Annotated in this window: 17 protein-coding genes; 9 read left to right on the forward strand and 8 right to left on the reverse strand. The window is 59.7% G+C overall.

The features are described 5' to 3' along the window. Positions 1-102 precede the first annotated feature (102 nt). From hflD to ACI2KS_RS23500, 4 genes are all read right to left on the reverse strand, one after another. Positions 103-723, reverse strand: coding sequence for a high frequency lysogenization protein HflD (hflD, locus tag ACI2KS_RS23485; RefSeq protein ID WP_404623395.1), 621 nt, complete (start codon positions 721-723; stop codon positions 103-105). Beyond that, positions 723-1,853 carry a tRNA 2-thiouridine(34) synthase MnmA gene (mnmA, locus tag ACI2KS_RS23490; protein WP_404623396.1) on the reverse strand — a complete coding sequence of 377 codons (1,131 nt, stop codon included), beginning with the start codon at positions 1,851-1,853 and terminating at the stop codon, positions 723-725. The genes hflD and mnmA overlap by 1 nt, the downstream gene beginning before the upstream one ends. A gap of 71 nt (positions 1,854-1,924) precedes the next feature. Next, positions 1,925-2,365, reverse strand: a complete 441-nt coding sequence (locus ACI2KS_RS23495; protein ID WP_404623397.1) for an NUDIX hydrolase — start codon at positions 2,363-2,365, stop codon at positions 1,925-1,927. Between the two features lie 214 nt (positions 2,366-2,579). Continuing rightward, positions 2,580-4,805 carry an NADP-dependent isocitrate dehydrogenase gene (locus ACI2KS_RS23500; RefSeq protein ID WP_404623398.1) on the reverse strand — a complete coding sequence of 742 codons (2,226 nt, stop codon included), beginning with the start codon at positions 4,803-4,805 and terminating at the stop codon, positions 2,580-2,582. Positions 4,806-5,309: 504 nt separating this feature from the next. Here ACI2KS_RS23500 and icd point away from each other — a divergent pair. Continuing rightward, entirely contained in the window at positions 5,310-6,566 is a 1,257-nt protein-coding gene (gene icd, locus ACI2KS_RS23505; protein ID WP_404623399.1) for an NADP-dependent isocitrate dehydrogenase, read from the forward strand. A 99-nt stretch (positions 6,567-6,665) separates the two neighbouring features. On the opposite strand, the gene cspD is transcribed toward icd, so the two are convergent. Continuing rightward, positions 6,666-6,932: a cold shock domain-containing protein CspD gene (cspD, locus tag ACI2KS_RS23510; RefSeq protein ID WP_404623400.1), complete on the reverse strand. Its 267-nt coding sequence runs from the start codon at positions 6,930-6,932 to the stop codon at positions 6,666-6,668. A 223-nt stretch (positions 6,933-7,155) separates the two neighbouring features. Between cspD and clpS the strand changes: the two genes are divergently transcribed. Both clpS and clpA read left to right on the forward strand, forming a co-directional pair. Next, a complete protein-coding gene (gene clpS, locus ACI2KS_RS23515; RefSeq protein WP_404623549.1) occupies positions 7,156-7,518 on the forward strand; it encodes an ATP-dependent Clp protease adapter ClpS in 363 nt (120 codons plus the stop codon). 29 nt (positions 7,519-7,547) lie between these two features. After that, positions 7,548-9,818, forward strand: coding sequence for an ATP-dependent Clp protease ATP-binding subunit ClpA (gene clpA, locus ACI2KS_RS23520; protein ID WP_404623401.1), 2,271 nt, complete (start codon positions 7,548-7,550; stop codon positions 9,816-9,818). 289 nt (positions 9,819-10,107) lie between these two features. On the opposite strand, the gene infA is transcribed toward clpA, so the two are convergent. The 3 genes from infA to aat all read right to left on the reverse strand — a co-directional run bounded on the left by infA (position 10,108) and on the right by aat (position 11,873). Then, positions 10,108-10,326: a translation initiation factor IF-1 gene (gene infA / locus ACI2KS_RS23525; RefSeq protein WP_002553999.1), complete on the reverse strand. Its 219-nt coding sequence runs from the start codon at positions 10,324-10,326 to the stop codon at positions 10,108-10,110. 101 nt (positions 10,327-10,427) lie between these two features. After that, positions 10,428-11,135 (reverse strand): arginyltransferase, encoded by a 708-nt coding sequence (locus ACI2KS_RS23530; RefSeq protein WP_404623402.1) that lies wholly within the window; start codon positions 11,133-11,135, stop codon positions 10,428-10,430. A 48-nt stretch (positions 11,136-11,183) separates the two neighbouring features. Then, on the reverse strand, positions 11,184-11,873 hold the full coding sequence (gene aat, locus ACI2KS_RS23535) for a leucyl/phenylalanyl-tRNA--protein transferase (protein ID WP_404623403.1): 690 nt from the start codon (positions 11,871-11,873) through the stop codon (positions 11,184-11,186). A 450-nt stretch (positions 11,874-12,323) separates the two neighbouring features. Here aat and ftsK point away from each other — a divergent pair, with 450 nt between their 5' ends. The 6 genes from ftsK to cysG all read left to right on the forward strand — a co-directional run bounded on the left by ftsK (position 12,324) and on the right by cysG (position 19,831). Beyond that, on the forward strand, positions 12,324-14,726 hold the full coding sequence (gene ftsK, locus ACI2KS_RS23540; protein WP_404623404.1) for a DNA translocase FtsK: 2,403 nt from the start codon (positions 12,324-12,326) through the stop codon (positions 14,724-14,726). A gap of 74 nt (positions 14,727-14,800) precedes the next feature. Then, a complete protein-coding gene (gene lolA, locus ACI2KS_RS23545; protein WP_404623405.1) occupies positions 14,801-15,424 on the forward strand; it encodes an outer membrane lipoprotein chaperone LolA in 624 nt (207 codons plus the stop codon). 18 nt (positions 15,425-15,442) lie between these two features. Then, positions 15,443-16,765 carry a replication-associated recombination protein A gene (locus ACI2KS_RS23550; protein ID WP_404623406.1) on the forward strand — a complete coding sequence of 441 codons (1,323 nt, stop codon included), beginning with the start codon at positions 15,443-15,445 and terminating at the stop codon, positions 16,763-16,765. Further along, positions 16,765-17,139 carry a fluoride efflux transporter CrcB gene (crcB, locus tag ACI2KS_RS23555; protein WP_404623407.1) on the forward strand — a complete coding sequence of 125 codons (375 nt, stop codon included), beginning with the start codon at positions 16,765-16,767 and terminating at the stop codon, positions 17,137-17,139. The genes ACI2KS_RS23550 and crcB overlap by 1 nt, the downstream gene beginning before the upstream one ends. A gap of 16 nt (positions 17,140-17,155) precedes the next feature. Then, entirely contained in the window at positions 17,156-18,436 is a 1,281-nt protein-coding gene (serS, locus tag ACI2KS_RS23560; RefSeq protein WP_404623408.1) for a serine--tRNA ligase, read from the forward strand. Further along, the gene (cysG, locus tag ACI2KS_RS23565) at positions 18,437-19,831 is read left to right on the forward strand and encodes a siroheme synthase CysG (protein ID WP_404623409.1); all 1,395 of its coding nucleotides are present in this window, start codon (positions 18,437-18,439) and stop codon (positions 19,829-19,831) included. It abuts the gene before it with no gap. Positions 19,832-19,849: the final 18 nt, after the last annotated feature.

A 19,849-nucleotide genomic window follows, 5' to 3' on the forward strand; every position in this document is an offset into this window, starting at 1 on the left:
AGGGGCGCGTATCATACATGAAAATCTGCTTGGGCCGAGGCCGGCTGAACGCCATGTATCGCGTCGTGTCTGTTAAATGCGCTGCTTCCGGGCGCGCGGCGGTCAGCCGTGCAGCAGGGGATACAGTTCTTTCAATAACTTGCGACGGCTGATGACCAGTTGCCAGCGATGGCCGCCCACTTGTCGCCAAAGTCGCGCGCAGCGAATGCCGGCCAACAGCAGGGCGCGGATTTTCGAGGCGTTGTTGGGCTGTTGCAGGTTGCGCATGTCACCGTGCACCTGAATCCGCTGGCGCAGGGTGCTCAGGGTGTCCTGATACAGCGCGCCGCTGGCAGCGATCACGTTCTCGTGAACGATACCGAAGTGTTCGACCTGGGATTTGATCTGCGGCAGGCGCTTGCCGATGGTCTCGAGCATGTCGTCGCGCTTGGATAGCTGACGCTCCAGGCCAAGCATCGCCAGGGCGTAACGCAAGGGTTCGCGCTGCAGGGTGCCGGGGTCGCGCTCAAGGGCGCTGGCCAGGGCGCGATAGCCCTCGCGCAGGTTCAGGTCGTCGCCGCCGAAGACTTCCAGAGTGTCCTTGGGGTCCATCACCAGCAAGCCACCGAGCAGGCAACCAACGGTGGCCTCGCTGGCCTGGCCGGTCTTGGCGATCCGGTCCACCAGCACGGCGGCCTGGAACACACCGCCCAGGGCAATCAGTTGCTCTTGGATCGGAGTCATCAACGCGCATCCTTGCTGTGCCAGGGCTCGGCGGTTTCGATGACGCCGCCGCCCAGGCAGATTTCGCCGTCATAAAAGACCACCGACTGGCCGGGTGTCACGGCGCGCTGCGGCTCGTCGAAGGTGGCCCGGTAGCCGCTGGCAGTGCGCTCCAGGGTGCAGCTCTGATCGCTCTGGCGATAGCGCACCTTGGCGGTCAGCTTGCGTCCGGCGCCGAGGTCGACCGGGTTGACCCAGTAGATCTCCGAAGCCAGCAGGGCGCGTGAGAACAACCATGGATGTTCGTTGCCCTGGCCGACGATCAGCTCATTATGCTCAAGGTCCTTTTCCAGCACATACCACGGCTCGTCGCCGGCATCCTTGAGACCGCCGATCCCAAGACCCTGGCGCTGGCCGATGGTGTGGTACATCAGGCCGGCATGGCGGCCGATGACTTCACCCTCGGTGGTCTTGATCTCGCCGGGCTGGGCCGGCAAATACTGCTTGAGAAAATCGGTGAAGCGGCGCTCGCCAATAAAGCAGATTCCGGTGGAGTCTTTCTTCTTGGCGGTGGCCAACTGGTATTTCTCGGCGATCGCGCGCACTTCGGGTTTTTCCAGTTCACCGACCGGAAACAGGGTCTTGGCGATCTGTTCACCGGCCACGGCGTGCAGGAAATAGCTCTGGTCCTTGTTCGGGTCCAGGCCCTTGAGCAGTTCGGTTCGCCCGTCGATATCGCGACGACGCACGTAGTGACCGGTCGCGATCAGGTCGGCGCCGAGCATGAAAGCGTAGTCGAGGAAGGCTTTGAACTTGATCTCGCGGTTGCACAGAATGTCCGGGTTCGGCGTGCGACCGGCCTTGTACTCTTCGAGGAAGTGCTCGAAGACGTTGTCCCAGTACTCGGCCGCGAAATTCACGGTGTGCAGCTTGATACCGATCCGGTCGCACACGGCCTGGGCGTCCGCGAGGTCGTCCATGGCGGTGCAGTATTCCGTTCCGTCGTCTTCTTCCCAGTTCTTCATGAACAGGCCTTCCACCTGGTATCCCTGCTCCATGAGCAGAAGGGCGGAGACCGAAGAATCCACGCCGCCGGACATGCCGACAATGACGCGCTTCTTTTCTGTATCGGAAAAGGCTGAATCAGACATAGGAATTCGATGGGTAGCTTGGAAAAGGACGCGATTCTATCAGGGACTCGGCGTCAAGGCTAAAAAGCTCTTCAGTCGCGCACCACATCCAGGCTGTGCAGCGGTCCTGCGAGGTAGTCATCAATGCATTGCAAGACCAGCTCGCTGCGCCAGCGCTCGGGTTGACGCGCCAGTTCCTCGCGGGTGAACCAAGGTGCGCCGACGATGCCGGTGTCCAGTGCCCGGTCGGGGTGGTGCTCAATGGCCCTGGCCGAGAAGCAGACCCGCTGATAGGTCACGCCATTGCTGGGCGCGGTGTACAGGTAAATGCCGACCACGCCGGTGAGTTCGACGTCCCAGCCGGTTTCTTCCAGGGTTTCGCGGATGGCCGCCTGACGCAGGGTTTCGTTGGCTTCCAGGTGCCCGGCAGGCTGGTTGAGCACCAGTCTGGCGTTTTTCGACTCCTCGACGAGCAGGAAGCGGCCGTTGTCTTCGACGATGGTTGCGACGGTGATGTGGGGTTGCCAGGTCATGGGATTGGTCTCGTAGGGGATGGCCGGTGGTGCACGGTTCCTGTGGGGCTGTTGGAGATTACGAACGTGGTGAATGCGGTGTGTCAGGCAGAACGCGTTCGCGACCGTCGTAACCTCCGATTGCCCCTACAGGGTTTTGTGCTTATCAGCAGGAAAGTATCCATCCAAACAAAAACCCCGGCACGGGGCCGGGGTTCGTGATGCAGTCTAGACCTTATTTCAACGCGTTGATCGCGTCGTTCAGGGTCTTGCTCGGACGCATCGCCTTGCTGGCCAGTTCTGGCGTGGCGAAGTAGTAACCGCCGATGTCCAGTGGCTTGCCCTGGACGGCGTTGAGCTCGTTAACGATGGTGGTTTCGTTATCGGCCAGGGTTTTCGCCAGCTCGGTGAACTTGCCTTGCAGCTCGGTATCGTCGGTCTGGGCAGCCAGCGCCTGAGCCCAGTAGGTGGCCAGGTAGAAGTGGCTACCACGGTTGTCGATCCCGCCAACCTTGCGCGATGGCGACTTGTTGTTGTCCAGGAACTGGCCGGTGGCCTTGTCCAGGGCAGTGGCAAGTACCAGTGCTTTCGGGTTTTTGTAAATGTTACCCAGGTGCTCCAGCGAAGCCGCCAGCGCCAGGAATTCGCCCAGCGAGTCCCAGCGCAGGAAGTTTTCTTCGTTGAGCTGTTGAACGTGCTTGGGTGCCGAACCGCCAGCGCCGGTTTCGAACAGACCGCCGCCGTTCATCAGCGGAACGATCGACAGCATCTTGGCGCTGGTGCCCAGTTCCATGATCGGGAACAGGTCGGTCAGGTAGTCGCGCAGCACGTTGCCGGTCACCGAGATGGTGTCCTTGCCAGCGCGAATACGCTCCAGGGAAACCTTCATCGCGTCGACCGGCGACTTGATGCTGATGTCCAGGCCGTTGGTGTCGTGATCCTTCAGGTATTGCTCGACCTTCTTGATCATCACCGCGTCGTGGGCGCGCTCTGGGTCCAGCCAGAAGATGGCCGGGGTGTTGCTCAAGCGCGAACGGTTGACGGCCAGTTTGACCCAGTCCTGGATCGGCGCGTCCTTGGTCTGGCACATGCGCCAGATATCGCCGGCTTCGACGGTCTGTTCCATCAACACCTGACCTTTGTCGTCGGTGACGCGAACCACGCCGTCAGCTTCGATCTGGAAGGTCTTGTTGTGCGAGCCGTACTCTTCGGCTTTCTGCGCCATCAGGCCAACGTTTGGCACGCTGCCCATGGTGGTCGGATCGAAGGCGCCGTGTTGCTTGCAGTCTTCGATCACCGCCTGGTAGATGGTGGCGTAGCAACGATCCGGGATAACGGCCTTGGTGTCCTGCAGGACGCCGTCGTTGTTCCACATCTTGCCGGAATCACGAATCATCGCAGGCATCGAGGCGTCGACGATGACGTCGCTCGGTACGTGCAGGTTGGTGATGCCCTTGTCGGAGTTGACCATCGCCAGCGCAGGGCGGGTCGCATACACGGCTTTGACGTCGGCTTCGATCTGCGCCTGCTGGTCAGCTGGCAGATCCTTGATGCGGGCGTACAGGTCGCCGATACCGTTGTGCAGGTTGAAGCCGACTTCCTTGAGGACGTCAGCGTGTTTGCTCAGCGCCTGTTGGTAGTACTCGGCAACGAACTCGCCGAACATGATCGGGTCGGAGACTTTCATCATGGTGGCTTTGAGGTGCACCGAAAACAGCACGCCCAGTTTCTTGGCGTCTTCGATTTCCCGGGCCACGAACGCGCGCAGGGCTTTTTTGCTCATGACTGCGCAGTCGATGATTTCGTTGGCCAGCACCGGGGTCTTTTCTTTCAGGACCGTGGTGGTGCCGTCTTTGCCGAACAGCTCGATCTTCACTGCGCCTGCGGTCGAGATCAGCGAGGATTTTTCGCTGCCGTAGAAGTCGCCGTTGTCCATGTGGGCAACGTGGGACTTGGAGTCAGATGCCCAGGCGCCCATTTTGTGCGGGTGCTTGCGAGCGTAGTTCTTCACCGAAAGCGGTGCGCGGCGATCAGAGTTACCTTCACGCAGAACCGGGTTCACGGCGCTGCCTTTGACCTTGTCGTAACCTGCCTGGGCTGCCTTGTCCGCTTCGGTGACGACTTCATCCGGATAGTTGGGGATGTTGTAGCCCTTGGCTTGCAGTTCCTTGATCGCGGCCTTGAGCTGCGGGACCGAGGCGCTGATGTTCGGCAGCTTGATGATGTTGGCTTCAGGCGTGGTCGCCAGCGCGCCAAGCTCGGCCAGATCGTCGGAAACCTTCTTGTCGCCCAGCTGCTCGGGGAAGCTGGCCAGGATACGGGCTGCAAGAGAAATGTCGCGGGTCTCTACGGCGATGTCAGCGGAGGCGGTGAACGCTTCGATGATAGGCAGGAGTGAGTAGGTGGCGAGGGCAGGAGCTTCGTCGGTGAAGGTATAGATGATCTTCGAGCGGTTGGACATTTTCGGGATAACTCTCTTCTTTGCTGAGCGTACACAAAATTTCGAGATGCGCAGGGTAGGCACTTTCGCCCAAAGTATCGATGAGCCGAAAGTCGAGAATTTCGTCGCGTGATATGGGGTGGATCAGTCGAGCATCAAGCAGCTGGGCTGCGGTAACGGTCCAGCCTGTCGAGGGCTTCAAGATGGCTCGGCCCCCTATGACCCAATGGTCACCGGCGCCAGTATATCACCGCTCCCGGCCATTAATACGATAGTAGTGTGAGCGCCACGCACGCGCATTGATCGATTCAGCACCGTCGGTCGCCCTCGCGAAATCGGCGAGAAACCGTCAAACCCTCATGTCACGGGGCCTGCGGCAACCTGTCGCAGTTCGGGCAGGGCGCTGTCGGACAGATGAATAACAAGTCAGTTTTCGACTAAAGGAGCATTTGTTCCGGCGCCTGTTCAGGTGGTCTACGCTCGTTGAGCGCGCACTTCCAACCACAAGAACAATCGGAGTCAAGCATGGGATACCAGAAGATCAAGGTGCCAGCGGTGGGCGAGAAGATCACGGTCAACGCCGATCACTCGCTCAACGTGCCGAACAATCCGATCATCCCGTACATCGAAGGCGACGGCATCGGCGTCGACATCAGTCCGGTCATGATCAAAGTGGTCGATGCCGCCGTGCAAAAGGCTTACGGGGGCGAGCGAAGAATCTCCTGGATGGAAGTCTATGCCGGTGAGAAGGCGACCCAGGTCTATGACCAGGACACCTGGCTGCCCCAAGAGACCCTGGATGCGGTGAAAGACTACGTGGTGTCGATCAAGGGGCCGCTGACGACGCCGGTAGGGGGCGGGATTCGCTCGTTGAACGTGGCACTGCGTCAGCAGCTCGACCTTTATGTGTGTCTGCGGCCGGTGCGCTGGTTCGAAGGGGTGCCTAGCCCGGTGAAAAAGCCCGGCGACGTGGACATGACCATCTTTCGCGAAAACTCCGAGGACATCTACGCAGGCATCGAGTGGAAAGCCGGCTCGCCGGAGGCGATCAAGGTCATCAAGTTTCTCAAGGAAGAAATGGGTGTGACCAAGATCCGCTTCGAGCAGGACTGCGGCATCGGCATCAAGCCTGTCTCCCGGGAGGGCACCCGGCGCCTGGCGCGCAAGGCCCTTCAATATGTCGTGGATAACGACCGCGATTCGCTGACCATCGTCCACAAGGGCAATATCATGAAATTCACCGAGGGCGCCTTTAAAGAGTGGGCCTATGAGGTGGCGGGCGAGGAGTTCGGCGCGACCCTGCTCGATGGCGGCCCATGGATGCAGTTCAAGAACCCGAAAACCGGCAAGAACGTGATCGTCAAAGACGCTATCGCCGACGCCATGCTCCAGCAGATCCTGCTACGCCCGGCCGAATACGATGTGATCGCGACCCTCAATCTCAATGGCGACTATCTGTCCGATGCGTTGGCGGCGGAGGTCGGGGGCATCGGCATCGCGCCGGGTGCCAACCTGTCCGACACCGTGGCGATGTTCGAAGCCACCCACGGCACGGCACCCAAGTATGCAGGCAAGGATCAGGTGAACCCGGGATCGTTGATTCTTTCGGCGGAGATGATGCTGCGGCACATGGGCTGGATCGAAGCGGCAGACCTGATCATCAAGGGCACCAACGGGGCGATCTCGGCCAGGACCGTGACCTATGACTTCGAGCGGTTGATGGAGGGCGCCAAGTTACTGTCTTCGTCGGCCTTTGGCGACGCGTTGATTGCTCACATGTGACGGGCGGCTGCACACCAGGCAGAAAAAAGCCGGTCAACCCGCAAACGGGCTGGCCGGCTTTCAGATCTCGCGCTTGAACGGTCCGGCTCAGGCGTGATCTCAGCTGTGTTCGTGCTGCTGTTCTAGCTGATGAGCGGGTTCCTGACTGGCAGTTGAGGTCGCCGGATGCGCGCTGATGTTGACTGCGTGCATGCCTTTGGGCCCCTGAACGATATCAAAATGAACCGGCTGACCGGCCTTGAGGGTCTTGTAGCCTTCCATAGTGATCACCGAATAGTGCGCAAACAGGTCCTCGTTTTTGCCGTCTTCGATGATGAAGCCATACCCCTTGGCGTTATTAAACCACTTGACCTTACCGCTTAGCATAGTCACATCCCTCTGCAAAGGACTCCGATGGGAGTATCATCACCTCTCATCCGCCGGACCGAAAAAATTTTGGTTGACTGCGCGGACCCTTTTTACCCAATGTGGGTTCTATTGTTTGTACCACCGATTAGCCGATAGTCAAGGTCATGCGGCGGTCCAGTTGAAAACCTGTATGACTGCGACTACTAATTTCAATTTCGCCCCTAACGATCCCTCTTTAACCATGCATGCAATCAGCGAGATTCGACTAACATTCAATCAGGATGATCCGCAATCCCATGAGGACGACGCGGCGGGCATAGCTGTACAGGAAGCCAAGCCGACATTGCAGGTGCCACCGATGTACAAGGTGGTTTTATTTAACGATGACTACACCCCGATGGATTTCGTTGTCGAAGTACTCGAGGTGTTTTTCAACCTGAATCGTGAGCTGGCGACCAAGGTCATGCTGGCCGTCCATACAGAGGGACGGGCAGTGTGTGGATTGTTTACCCGCGACATCGCCGAGACCAAGGCAATGCAGGTCAACCAATACGCCAGGGAAAGCCAGCATCCGCTACTCTGTGAGATCGAGAAGGACGGTTAACGCCGGACACTTGGGTATGAGGTGAAGCTATGTTAAACCGTGAGCTCGAAGTCACCCTCAATTTGGCTTTCAAGGAGGCCCGCTCCAAACGTCATGAATTCATGACCGTGGAGCACCTCCTGCTGGCCCTATTGGACAATGAGGCTGCCGCCACTGTTCTGCGTGCCTGCGGCGCAAACCTCGACAAACTCAAACACGACCTTCAGGAGTTCATCGACTCCACCACGCCGCTGATCCCCGTCCATGACGAGGACCGCGAGACCCAACCCACTCTTGGCTTCCAGCGCGTTCTGCAGCGTGCCGTGTTCCATGTGCAGAGTTCCGGCAAGCGTGAAGTCACCGGCGCCAATGTGCTGGTGGCGATTTTCAGTGAGCAGGAAAGTCAGGCGGTGTTTCTGCTCAAGCAGCAGAGCGTTGCCCGGATCGATGTCGTCAACTATATCGCCCACGGTATTTCCAAGGTGCCTGGGCATGGCGATCACTCTGAAGGTGAGCAAGATATGCAGGATGACGAGGGCGGCGAGTCTTCTTCTTCGGGCAATCCTCTGGATGCCTATGCCAGCAACCTGAATGAACTGGCCCGTCAGGGCCGCATCGATCCCCTGGTCGGCCGTGAGCTGGAAGTCGAGCGTGTCGCTCAGATTCTCGCGCGCCGTCGCAAGAACAACCCGCTGCTGGTGGGTGAGGCCGGTGTCGGTAAAACCGCCATCGCCGAAGGCCTGGCCAAGCGTATCGTCGATAACCAGGTGCCGGATCTGCTGGCCAACAGCGTGGTCTACTCCCTGGATCTTGGCGCTCTGCTGGCTGGCACCAAGTATCGCGGCGATTTCGAGAAGCGCTTCAAGGCGTTGCTCGGCGAGCTGAAAAAACGTCCTCACGCCATTCTGTTCATCGACGAAATCCACACCATCATTGGTGCCGGTGCGGCGTCGGGCGGGGTAATGGATGCGTCCAACCTGCTCAAGCCATTGCTCTCCTCGGGTGATATCCGCTGCATTGGTTCGACCACGTTCCAGGAATTTCGCGGCATCTTCGAAAAAGACCGTGCGCTGGCGCGTCGCTTCCAGAAAGTCGACGTCTCCGAGCCATCGGTTGAAGACACCATCGGCATTCTGCGCGGCCTGAAGGGCCGTTTCGAACAGCATCACAACATCGAATACAGCGATGAGGCCCTGCGTGCCGCCGCTGAGCTTGCGTCACGCTACATCAATGATCGTCATATGCCCGACAAGGCCATTGACGTCATCGACGAGGCGGGTGCCTATCAGCGGCTGCAGCCGGTCGAATTGCGCGTCAAGCGCATCGAAGTGCCGCAGGTAGAAGACATCGTGGCCAAGATCGCGCGGATTCCGCCAAAGCACGTCAACAGCTCCGACAAGGAACTGCTGCGTAACCTGGAGCGCGATCTCAAGCTTACGGTCTTTGGTCAGGATGCGGCGATCGACTCGTTGTCTACCGCGATCAAGCTGTCGCGTGCCGGGTTGAAGTCGCCGGACAAGCCGGTCGGTTCGTTCCTGTTCGCAGGGCCTACCGGTGTCGGCAAGACCGAGGCAGCGCGTCAGCTGGCCAAGGCGCTGGGTATCGAGTTGGTGCGCTTCGACATGTCCGAATACATGGAGCGTCATACCGTTTCGCGTCTGATCGGTGCGCCTCCGGGGTATGTCGGTTTCGATCAGGGTGGTCTGTTGACCGAGGCCATCACCAAGCAGCCACATTGCGTCTTGCTGCTTGATGAGATCGAAAAAGCACATCCGGAAGTCTTCAACCTGCTGTTGCAGGTGATGGACCACGGTACCTTGACCGACAACAACGGGCGCAAGGCGGATTTCCGCAATGTGATCGTGATCATGACCACCAACGCCGGTGCTGAAACAGCGGCTCGGGCGTCGATCGGCTTCACCCATCAGGACCACTCGTCTGATGCGATGGAAGTCATCAAGAAGAGCTTCACGCCGGAATTCCGCAACCGTCTGGACACCATCATTCAGTTCGGTCGCCTCAGCCATGAGGTGATCAAGAGCGTGGTGGACAAGTTCCTTACCGAACTGCAGGCGCAACTGGAAGACAAGCGTGTGCTGCTTGAGGTGACCGACGCGGCGAGAAGTTACCTGGCCGAAGGCGGTTACGATGCGGCGATGGGCGCACGCCCGATGGCGCGTCTGATTCAGGACAAGATCAAGCGTCCACTGGCCGAGGAAATTCTCTTCGGCGAGTTGGCCGACCATGGCGGTGTGGTGCACATCGACTTCAAGGACGGCGAGATCACGTTCGATTACGAAACCACGGCGGAAATGGCCTGACGTTTCGGCAACACAACAAAAGGGCGCCTGATGGCGCCTTTTTGCTGTCTGCGATGGCGTAGGCACTCTGTGAGCGCGCCAGAACCCCTGTAGGAGTGAGCTTGCTCGCGATTTGCTATGGGCCCGGCTTATGTTCGAATCTCGGTAGCGATCTGGGCCTGCCAGCAGCAATCTCAAGTCCATCGCCGCCGGCAAGCCGGATGGCTGCGGGGATTTCAGGGTGAGCCTGCCAAATCACGCGCAAACAAAAACGCCCGGCATCTCTGCCGGGCGTTTTTGTTAAGACCTGTTAGCGGGCGCGGTAAGTGATGCGCCCTTTGCTCAAGTCGTAGGGCGTCAGTTCAACGCGGACCTTATCGCCGGTAAGAATACGAATGTAGTTCTTGCGCATCTTGCCGGAGATGTGCGCGGTTACGACGTGCCCATTTTCCAACTCCACACGGAACATGGTGTTGGGCAGGGTGTCGACGACAGTGCCTTCCATTTCGAAGCTGTCTTCTTTCGACATGCAGTAAAGCCCTCGGTATCCAATGAATGGCCCGGTGCAAACGGCAGCCAGGCAAAAGCGGGCTGCATTGTGCCCGAAAAATGAGGGTTAAGCCAAGGGCTTCAGTAAAGAGTGACCCATCTTTGATTGGTCAGTAGCTCAATGGGCCGATATTGAGTCTTGTAATTCATCTTTTTGCAGTTCTTTATCCAGTAACCCAGGTACACCGCATGCAACTGCAGGCGGGCCGCTTCGGCTATTTGCCAAAGGATTGCATAGCGTCCCAGGCTGCGCCGCTCTTCGGCCGGTTCATAAAAGGTGTAGACAGCCGAGAGGCCGTTTGGCAGTAAGTCGGTCACGGCCACGGCCAGCAGGCGACCTTCGACGCGAAACTCGTAAAAGCGGGAGAAGGGCAGGTCTCGCACCAGAAATGTCGAAAACTGATCGCGACTGGGGGGGAACATGTCGCCATCGGCGTGGCGCTGTTCGATATAGCGTTGGTACAGGTCGAAATATTCTTCACTGAAGTGCGGTTTGGTGCTGATCACTTCGATGTCAGCGTTTTTCTTGAAAATACGTTTTTGCTGGCGATCAGCGACGAAAAGTCCCACGGGAATCCGCGCAGGCACGCAGGCACTGCAATTCTGGCAGTGCGGACGATACAGATGGTCGCCGCTGCGTCGAAACCCCATGTCGGAAAGGTCGGCATAGACCTGCACATCCATTGGCTGGCTGGGATCGAGAAACAGCGTCGTGGCTTGTTCCTCGGGCAGATAGCTGCAGGAGTGGGGTTGAGTGGCATAAAACTTAAGCCGCGCCAGCTCGGTCATGATCAACCCTCGAGAAAAATCTACAGGTAAGAGTGTATGCCAGGCGTATCAAACTCGCCTAGGCAGCCAGTCGGCGGAATTGTCCATATCCAGGTGTTGGAGCAAGTAATCGGCGAACGACTGCCGGGAAATCGAGCGGGCACCCAGGCTTTGCAGGTGTTGCGTGGGCATCTGACAATCGATCAGCACAAATCCCCATTGCCTCAAATGCTCGACCAACGTAACAAAACCGACCTTGGAGGCGTTGTCTGCGCGGCTGAACATGGACTCGCCAAAGAACAGTTGGCCCATGGCCAGGCCGTAAAGACCGCCCACCAGTTCGCCTTGGTCCCAGACTTCGACGCTATGGGCGTGGCCGCGTGCATGCAGTTCGATGTAGGCAGCCTGCATGGATCCGGTGATCCAGGTGCCATCGGCATAGGCGCGAGGTTCTGCGCAGGCACGGATCACCGCAGCGAAATCCTGATCGAAGGTGACCTGATAGCGCTGCTGGCGCAGCACCTTTGCCAGGCTGCGCGACACATGCAGTTCCTCGGGCAGCAGCACCGTGCGCGGATCCGGTGACCACCAGAGAATCGGTTGGCCCTGCTGATACCAGGGAAAGCACCCGTGGCGATAGGCCTGGATCAGGCGGTCAGCCGACAGATCGCCGCCGCCGGCCAGTAGCCCGTTGGGCTCGCGCATGGCTTTATCCAGTGGCGGGAACTCAAGGTTGTCGCGTTGTAACCAGGTCAGCATGGCGTCCAGACTTCACGAGAGGGGAGGGGAGTGTACGGCCAGTATGCAACTCCGGCCGCTGAATGTGGTCACACGCGGTTGACCGTTGCTGCATAGAGGGATCCGGGGCTGATTTGTGATCTTCACCTGCGCCATGGCCGACAGACAGCTGTGTGGCGCAACACGAACACCGCATAAGTCTTTGTCAGCAAAGAAAATGCATGCTCAAATCGCCCGTTGTCATCGCCGCTTGAAGATCTGCAAGGTGCACGCCAGACTAACGTGGCGTGCAGCGTGCAAATCCGTACAATGCCCGATGTTGTTTAACCTCATTTCAAGTCACCTGTCGAGCGTGGGTTCAACCTTGTTGTTCGCTCACGCTGGTCGGGATCGGTCAGTACTATTTCGTCAACGCAGTCGTACATAGTCAACCACCAGATGTTCGCGCTAGCGCGCAGGAATTGAAGCGTTTTGAAGAAATCCACCGCAGCACCCAGTCCCGTTCCGCTTTGGCGGCAGCATTTGCACTACCGACTCAAGGAAGGTGCGCTGATCGCATTCGGCTTCCTGTGCCTGTACCTGATGATGTCACTGTTGACCTACGATCAGGCCGATCCGGGCTGGAGCCACACCAGCAGCTCGATCCAGGTACAGAACGCTGCAGGTCGCGCGGGGGCTTTCTGCGCCGACATTCTGTTCATGGTCCTGGGTTACTTTGCCTATATTTTCCCGTTGCTGCTCGGGGTCAAGGCCTACCAGGTGTTTCGCCAGCGCCACGAGCCCTGGCAGTGGAGCGGCTGGCTGTTCTCCTGGCGCATGATCGGCCTGGTGTTCCTGATCCTGGCCGGCGCGGCGCTGGCGCATCTGCATTTCCACTCGGCCTCGGGTCTGCCTGGCTCGGCCGGCGGAGTGCTGGGTGAGGTGCTGGGCGATCTGGCCAAGCGGGCACTGAATGTCCAGGGCAGCACGTTGCTGTTCATTGCATTGTTCCTGTTCGGGCTGACGGTATTTACCGACCTGTCGTGGTTCAAGGTCATGGACACCACCGGCAAGATCACCCTTGACCTCGTCGAGCTGTTCCAAGGCGCGATGAACCGCTGGTGGACCGCACGCAACGAGCGCAAACAGATGGTCGCCCAGTTGCGGGAAGTCGACATGCGGGTTGACGAGGTGGTTGCTCCCGTAGCACCTGATCGCCGCGAGCAGGCAAAGGCCAAGGAGCGCCTGATCGAGCGCGAGCAGGCCCTGACCGAACACATGGCGGCCCGCGAAAAACACATTCCCGCCGTGATCGCCCCAGCGCCGGTCAAGCCGCCTGAGCCTAGCCAGCGCGTGCAGAAGGAAAAGCAGGCGCCGTTGTTTGTCGACAGCGCGGTCGAAGGCACCTTGCCGCCGATATCGATTCTCGACCCTGCCGAGAAGAAGCAGCTCAACTATTCGCCAGAGTCCCTGGCCGCTGTCGGGCACCTGCTGGAAATCAAGCTCAAGGAGTTCGGTGTCGAGGTTTCGGTGGATTCGATTCATCCGGGGCCGGTGATTACCCGCTACGAGATCCAGCCGGCTGCAGGGGTCAAGGTCAGCCGCATTTCCAACCTGGCCAAAGACCTTGCACGTTCCCTGGCCGTGACCAGCGTACGGGTGGTCGAAGTGATCCCCGGCAAGACCACCGTCGGTATCGAGATTCCCAACGAGGACCGGCAGATCGTGCGCTTCTCCGAGGTGCTGTCGACCCCGGAATACGACAACTTCAAATCCCCGGTCACCCTGGCCCTGGGTCATGACATTGGCGGCAAGCCGATCATCACCGACCTGGCCAAGATGCCGCACCTGCTGGTAGCCGGTACCACCGGCTCCGGTAAGTCGGTGGGGGTGAACGCGATGATCCTGTCGATCCTGTTCAAGTCCGGCCCCGAAGACGCCAAACTGATCATGATCGACCCGAAAATGCTCGAGCTGTCGATCTATGAAGGCATCCCGCACCTCTTGTGCCCGGTCGTGACCGACATGAAGGACGCCGCCAACGCCCTGCGCTGGTCGGTGGCCGAGATGGAGCGTCGCTACAAGCTGATGGCCAAGATGGGCGTTCGTAACCTGTCGGGCTTCAACCAGAAGGTCAAGGACGCCCAGGACGCCGGCACGCCGCTTTCCGATCCTTTGTACCACCGCGAAAGCATCCACGACGAAGCGCCGCTGCTGACCAAGCTGCCGACCATCGTCGTGGTGGTCGACGAATTCGCCGACATGATGATGATCGTCGGCAAGAAGGTCGAAGAGTTGATCGCCCGTATCGCGCAGAAAGCGCGGGCGGCCGGTATTCACCTTATCCTCGCCACCCAGCGTCCGTCGGTGGACGTGATCACCGGTCTGATCAAGGCCAACATCCCGACGCGAATGGCGTTCCAGGTGTCGAGCAAGATCGACTCCCGGACCATCATCGATCAGGGCGGCGCCGAACAGCTCCTGGGTCACGGTGACATGCTCTACATGCCTCCGGGGACCAGCCTGCCGATTCGTGTTCACGGTGCTTTCGTATCCGACGATGAGGTTCATCGCGTCGTGGAAGCCTGGAAGCTGCGCGGCACGCCGCAGTACAACGATGACATTCTGGCAGGCGTCGAAGAGGCAGGCAGCGGGTTCGAAGGTGGGGGTGGCGGTGACAGCGATGACAGCGAAAGCGATGCGCTGTATGACGAAGCCGTCAAGTTCGTGCTCGAAAGCCGTCGCGCCTCGATCTCCGCAGTGCAGCGCAAGCTCAAGATCGGTTACAACCGCGCTGCACGGATGATCGAAGCCATGGAAATGGCCGGCGTCGTGACCTCGATGAACACCAATGGCTCGCGGGAAGTGATTGCGCCAGCCCCCATGCGTGACTGACACTTTGTCAGTCGCAAGTCCCGATGGCGCCTGAGGGCGCCATCGGGCCTTAACCCAACTCAAAGAGGACTCCCATGCGTCTTATCCGCATGTTGTTGGTATCTGCACTGGCTTTTTCCGCTATCCCGGCCCACGCCGACAGCAAGGACGTGGCGCGCCTGACCCAACTGCTGGAAAACTCGAAGACCCTCAGCGGCCGGTTTTCCCAGTTGACCCTGGACGGCGGCGGCACGCAGTTGCAGGAAACCTCCGGCGAGATGACGTTGCAACGTCCCGGTCTTTTCTACTGGCACACCGATGCACCGCAAGAGCAACTGATGGTCTCCGACGGCAAGAAAGTCTCGTTGTGGGACCCGGATCTGGAGCAGGTCACGATCAAGACCATGGATCAGCGCCTGACCCAGACCCCGGCCTTGCTGCTGTCCGGAGATGTTTCGAAGATCAGCGAGAGCTTCGACATCACGGCCAAGGAAGCCGGTGGCGTGATCGACTTCGTGCTCAAGCCCAAATCCAAGGACACACTGTTCGACAACCTGCGCCTGTCTTTTCGTAACGGCATGATCAATGACATGCAGTTGATCGACAGCGTTGGTCAGCGCACCAACATCCTGTTCACTGGCGTGAAGGCCAACGAACCGGTTGCGGCAAGCAAATTTCAGTTCCAGATCCCGAAAGGCGCTGACGTCATTCAGGAATAAGAGGCTCTACATCAGTTGATGGACCTGTTCAGCAGCGAACCGATTGCCCAGCCCCTGGCTGCCCGCTTGCGTGCAACCAACCTGGATGAGTATGTCGGTCAGCAACACTTGCTTGCGCACGGCAAGCCTCTGCGTGAGGCGCTGGAGCAGGGTGCGCTGCATTCGATGATTTTCTGGGGACCGCCGGGCGTGGGCAAGACCACGCTGGCGCGGCTGCTGGCCAAAGTCTCCGATGCGCATTTCGAAACCGTCTCGGCAGTGCTGGCCGGGGTCAAGGAAATCCGTCAGGCCGTGGAAATCGCCAAGCAGCAGGCGGGACAGTACGGTCGGCGTACCATCCTGTTCGTCGACGAGGTGCATCGCTTCAACAAGTCGCAGCAGGACGCGTTCCTGCCTTATGTCGAGGACGGCACGCTGATCTTCATCGGCGCGACCACTGAAAACCCCTCCTTCGAACTCAACAATGCCTTGCTCTCCCGTGCCCGGGTGTACGTGCTCAAAAGCCTGGATGACGCAGCGCTGCGCCGGTTGGTCGATCGCGCGCTGACCGAGGAGCGCGGCCTTGGCAAGCGTCATCTGACCCTGGGGGACGAGAGTTTCAAGACGCTGCTGGCCGCTGCCGATGGCGATGGGCGACGCATGCTCAATCTGCTGGAAAACGCCTCGGACCTGGCTGAAGACAACAGCGAGATCGAGCCCGAGCTGTTGCAGAGCCTGCTGGGCGACAGCCGCCGTCGTTTCGACAAGGGCGGGGAGGCGTTCTACGATCAGATTTCCGCGCTGCACAAGTCCATCCGTGGCTCCAGCCCCGATGCTGCGCTGTACTGGTTCGCGCGGATGATCGACGGCGGCTGCGATCCCCTGTACCTGGCGCGGCGCGTGGTGCGCATGGCCAGTGAGGACATCGGCAACGCCGATCCGCGCGCGCTGCCTTTGTGCATGTCGGCCTGGGATGTGCAGGAGCGCCTGGGCAGCCCGGAAGGCGAGCTGGCGGTCGCTCAGGCCATTGTTTATCTGGCTTGCGCGCCGAAAAGCAATGCGGTGTATATGGGCTTCAAGATGGCGATGCGTGAAGCCACCGAACATGGCTCCCTGGAAGTACCGCTGCACCTGCGCAACGCGCCGACCAAGCTGATGAAGCAATTGGGCTATGGCGAGGAATATCGTTACGCCCATGATGAGCCGGATGCGTATGCCGCTGGCGAAGACTATTTCCCCGAAGAACTTGAACCGCGTCAGTATTATCAGCCGGTGCCCCGTGGCCTGGAGCTGAAGATCGGCGAAAAGCTTAAACATCTGGCCGCTCTTGATCGCGCCAGTCCCCGTCAGCGGAGAAAATAGTGATTCAGTTGATTCTTGCCGTGTCCGCCGGGGGCGTGGCTGGTACATTACTGCGCTTCGCCACGGCTAACGTTGTTTCCGCTAACTGGCCACGCCACTTCTATACCGCAACGCTGGCCGTCAACCTGGTGGGTTGCCTGCTGATCGGCTTGCTCTACGGGCTGTTTCTGATTCGCCCGGACGTGCCAATCGAGCTGCGCGCGGGACTGATGGTGGGCTTTCTGGGCGGCCTGACGACCTTTTCATCCTTTTCACTGGACACCATTCGTCTGCTGGAAAGCGGTCAGGCTCCCCTGGCGATTGGCTACGCCTTGATCAGCGTAATCGGCGGGCTGCTCGCGACGTGGGCCGGCCTGTCTTTGACCCGAATTTAATAAACGAGAGAACGATATGCTCGATTCCAAACTGTTACGTACCCAGCTTCAGGACGTAGCGGATCGCCTGGCTTCCCGTGGTTTCACACTGGACGTGGCCCGCATCGAAGCGCTGGAAAACCAGCGCAAGACTGTGCAGACCCGCACTGAGCAGCTTCAGGCCGAGCGTAACGCCCGTTCCAAATCCATCGGTCAGGCCAAGCAGCGCGGCGAAGACATCGCGCCACTGATGGCCGATATCGATCGCATGGCTGAAGAACTGACCACCGGCAAGAAAGAGCTGGACGGCATTCAGTCAGAGCTAGACGCCATGCTGTTGAGCATGCCGAACCTGCCGCACGAATCGGTGCCGGTCGGCGCTGATGAAGAACAGAACGTCGAAGTGCGCACCTGGGGCACACCTGCCGCCTTCGACTTCGAGGTCAAGGATCACGTTGCCCTGGGCGAGAAGTACGGCTGGCTGGACTTCGAAACCGCCGCCAAGCTGTCCGGCGCGCGCTTCGCCCTGCTGCGTGGCCCTATCGCCCGCCTGCATCGGGCACTGGCGCAGTTCATGATCACTCTGCACATCAACGAGCATGGCTACGAGGAGGCTTATACCCCGTATCTGGTTCAGGCGCCTGCCCTGCAAGGCACCGGCCAGCTGCCGAAGTTCGAGGAAGACCTGTTCAAGATCTCCCGTGAAGGCGAGGCCGATCTGTACCTGATCCCGACGGCTGAGGTATCGCTGACCAACATCGTGTCTGGCGAAATTCTCGATGCCAAGCAGATGCCTTTGAAATTCGTCGCTCATACGCCGTGTTTCCGCAGTGAAGCCGGTGCGTCGGGTCGCGATACCCGCGGCATGATCCGCCAGCATCAGTTCGACAAGGTCGAGATGGTGCAGATCGTCGAACCGGAAAAATCCATGGAAGCCCTGGAAAGCCTCACCGGCAACGCCGAGCGCGTCCTGCAGCTGCTGGAACTGCCATACCGCGTGCTGGCGCTGTGCACCGGCGACATGGGCTTCAGTGCGGTGAAGACCTACGATCTGGAAGTGTGGATTCCAAGCCAGGACAAATACCGCGAAATTTCCTCGTGCTCCAACTGTGGCGATTTCCAGGCGCGCCGCATGCAGGCCCGCTGGCGCAACCCTGAAACCGGCAAGCCTGAGCTGGTTCACACCCTCAATGGTTCTGGCCTGGCGGTCGGTCGTACCCTGGTTGCGGTGCTGGAAAACTACCAGCAGGCCGACGGCTCGATCCGCGTGCCTGAAGTCCTCAAACCATGGATGGGTGGCATCGAGGTCATCGGTTAAATGGAATTCCTGCCACTGTTCCACAACCTTCGGGGCGCCCGTGTGTTGGTGGTGGGCGGCGGCGAGATTGCCTTGCGCAAGTCTCGCCTGCTGGCCGCCGCCGGCGCGGTCCTGCGGGTGGTTGCACCGCAAATAGGGACAGAGCTGCGCGGGCTGATCGATAGCAGCGGTGGCGAGCAGATTCTGCGCGGTTACAACGAAGCGGATCTGAACGGTTGCGTGCTGATCATTGCCGCCACCGACGACGAGCCGCTCAACGCTCAGGTCTCGGCCGACGCGCGTCAGCGTGGCATGCCGGTCAACGTGGTAGACGCGCCTGCCCTGTGCAGCGTGATTTTCCCGGCCATCGTTGATCGCTCGCCGCTGATCATTGCCGTGTCCAGCGGCGGTGATGCGCCCGTGCTGGCGCGTTTGATCCGGGCCAAGCTGGAGAGCTGGATTCCACCCACATACGGTCACCTGGCGGGGCTGGCGGCACGCTTTCGCCATCAGGTCAAAAGCCTTTTCCCCAACGTCCAGCAACGTCGGGCGTTCTGGGAGGACGTGTTTCAGGGGCCGATTGCTGATCGGCAACTGGCCGGCCAGGGTGCCGAAGCCGAGCGTCTGCTGCAGGCCAAGATAGACGGCGATGCGCCGCTGGCGACTGGCGAGGTGTATCTGGTGGGGGCGGGCCCAGGCGACCCGGATCTGTTGACCTTCCGCGCCTTGCGTCTGATGCAGCAGGCCGATGTAGTGCTTTATGACCGCCTGGTCGCTCCGGCGATTCTCGAGCTGTGTCGGCGCGATGCTGATCGGATCTACGTCGGCAAGCAGCGCGCCGATCACGCCTTGCCGCAGGATCAGATCAACCAGCAGCTGGTGACTCTGGCCAAGCAAGGCAAACGCGTGGTGCGACTCAAAGGTGGAGACCCGTTCATCTTTGGTCGTGGCGGCGAGGAAATCGAAGAGCTGGCTGCTCACGGCATCCCGTTCCAGGTCGTACCGGGCATTACCGCGGCCAGTGGTTGCGCGGCGTACGCGGGGATTCCGCTGACCCACCGCGACTATGCGCAGTCCGTGCGTTTCGTCACAGGGCATCTGAAGGACGGCACCACCGACCTGCCGTGGAACGATCTGGTATCGCCGGCGCAGACCCTGGTGTTCTACATGGGGTTGATCGGGCTGCCGATCATCTGCAGTGAGCTGATCAAGCACGGTCGCTCGGCTGATACCCCGGCCGCGCTGATCCAACAGGGCACTACCAGTAACCAACGAGTGTTCACCGGGACCCTCGCCAACCTGCCGCAACTGGTCGCCGAGCATGAAGTGCATGCGCCGACGCTGGTGATCGTGGGGGAGGTGGTGACGTTGCGAGACAAGCTGGCGTGGTTTGAAGGGGCGCAGGGTAGCGTGTAAACGGTTATTCCTGCGCTT

The sequence above is a fragment of the Pseudomonas sp. NPDC087358 genome, assembly GCF_044900785.1.
Classification (GTDB): Bacteria; Pseudomonadota; Gammaproteobacteria; order Pseudomonadales; family Pseudomonadaceae; genus Aquipseudomonas.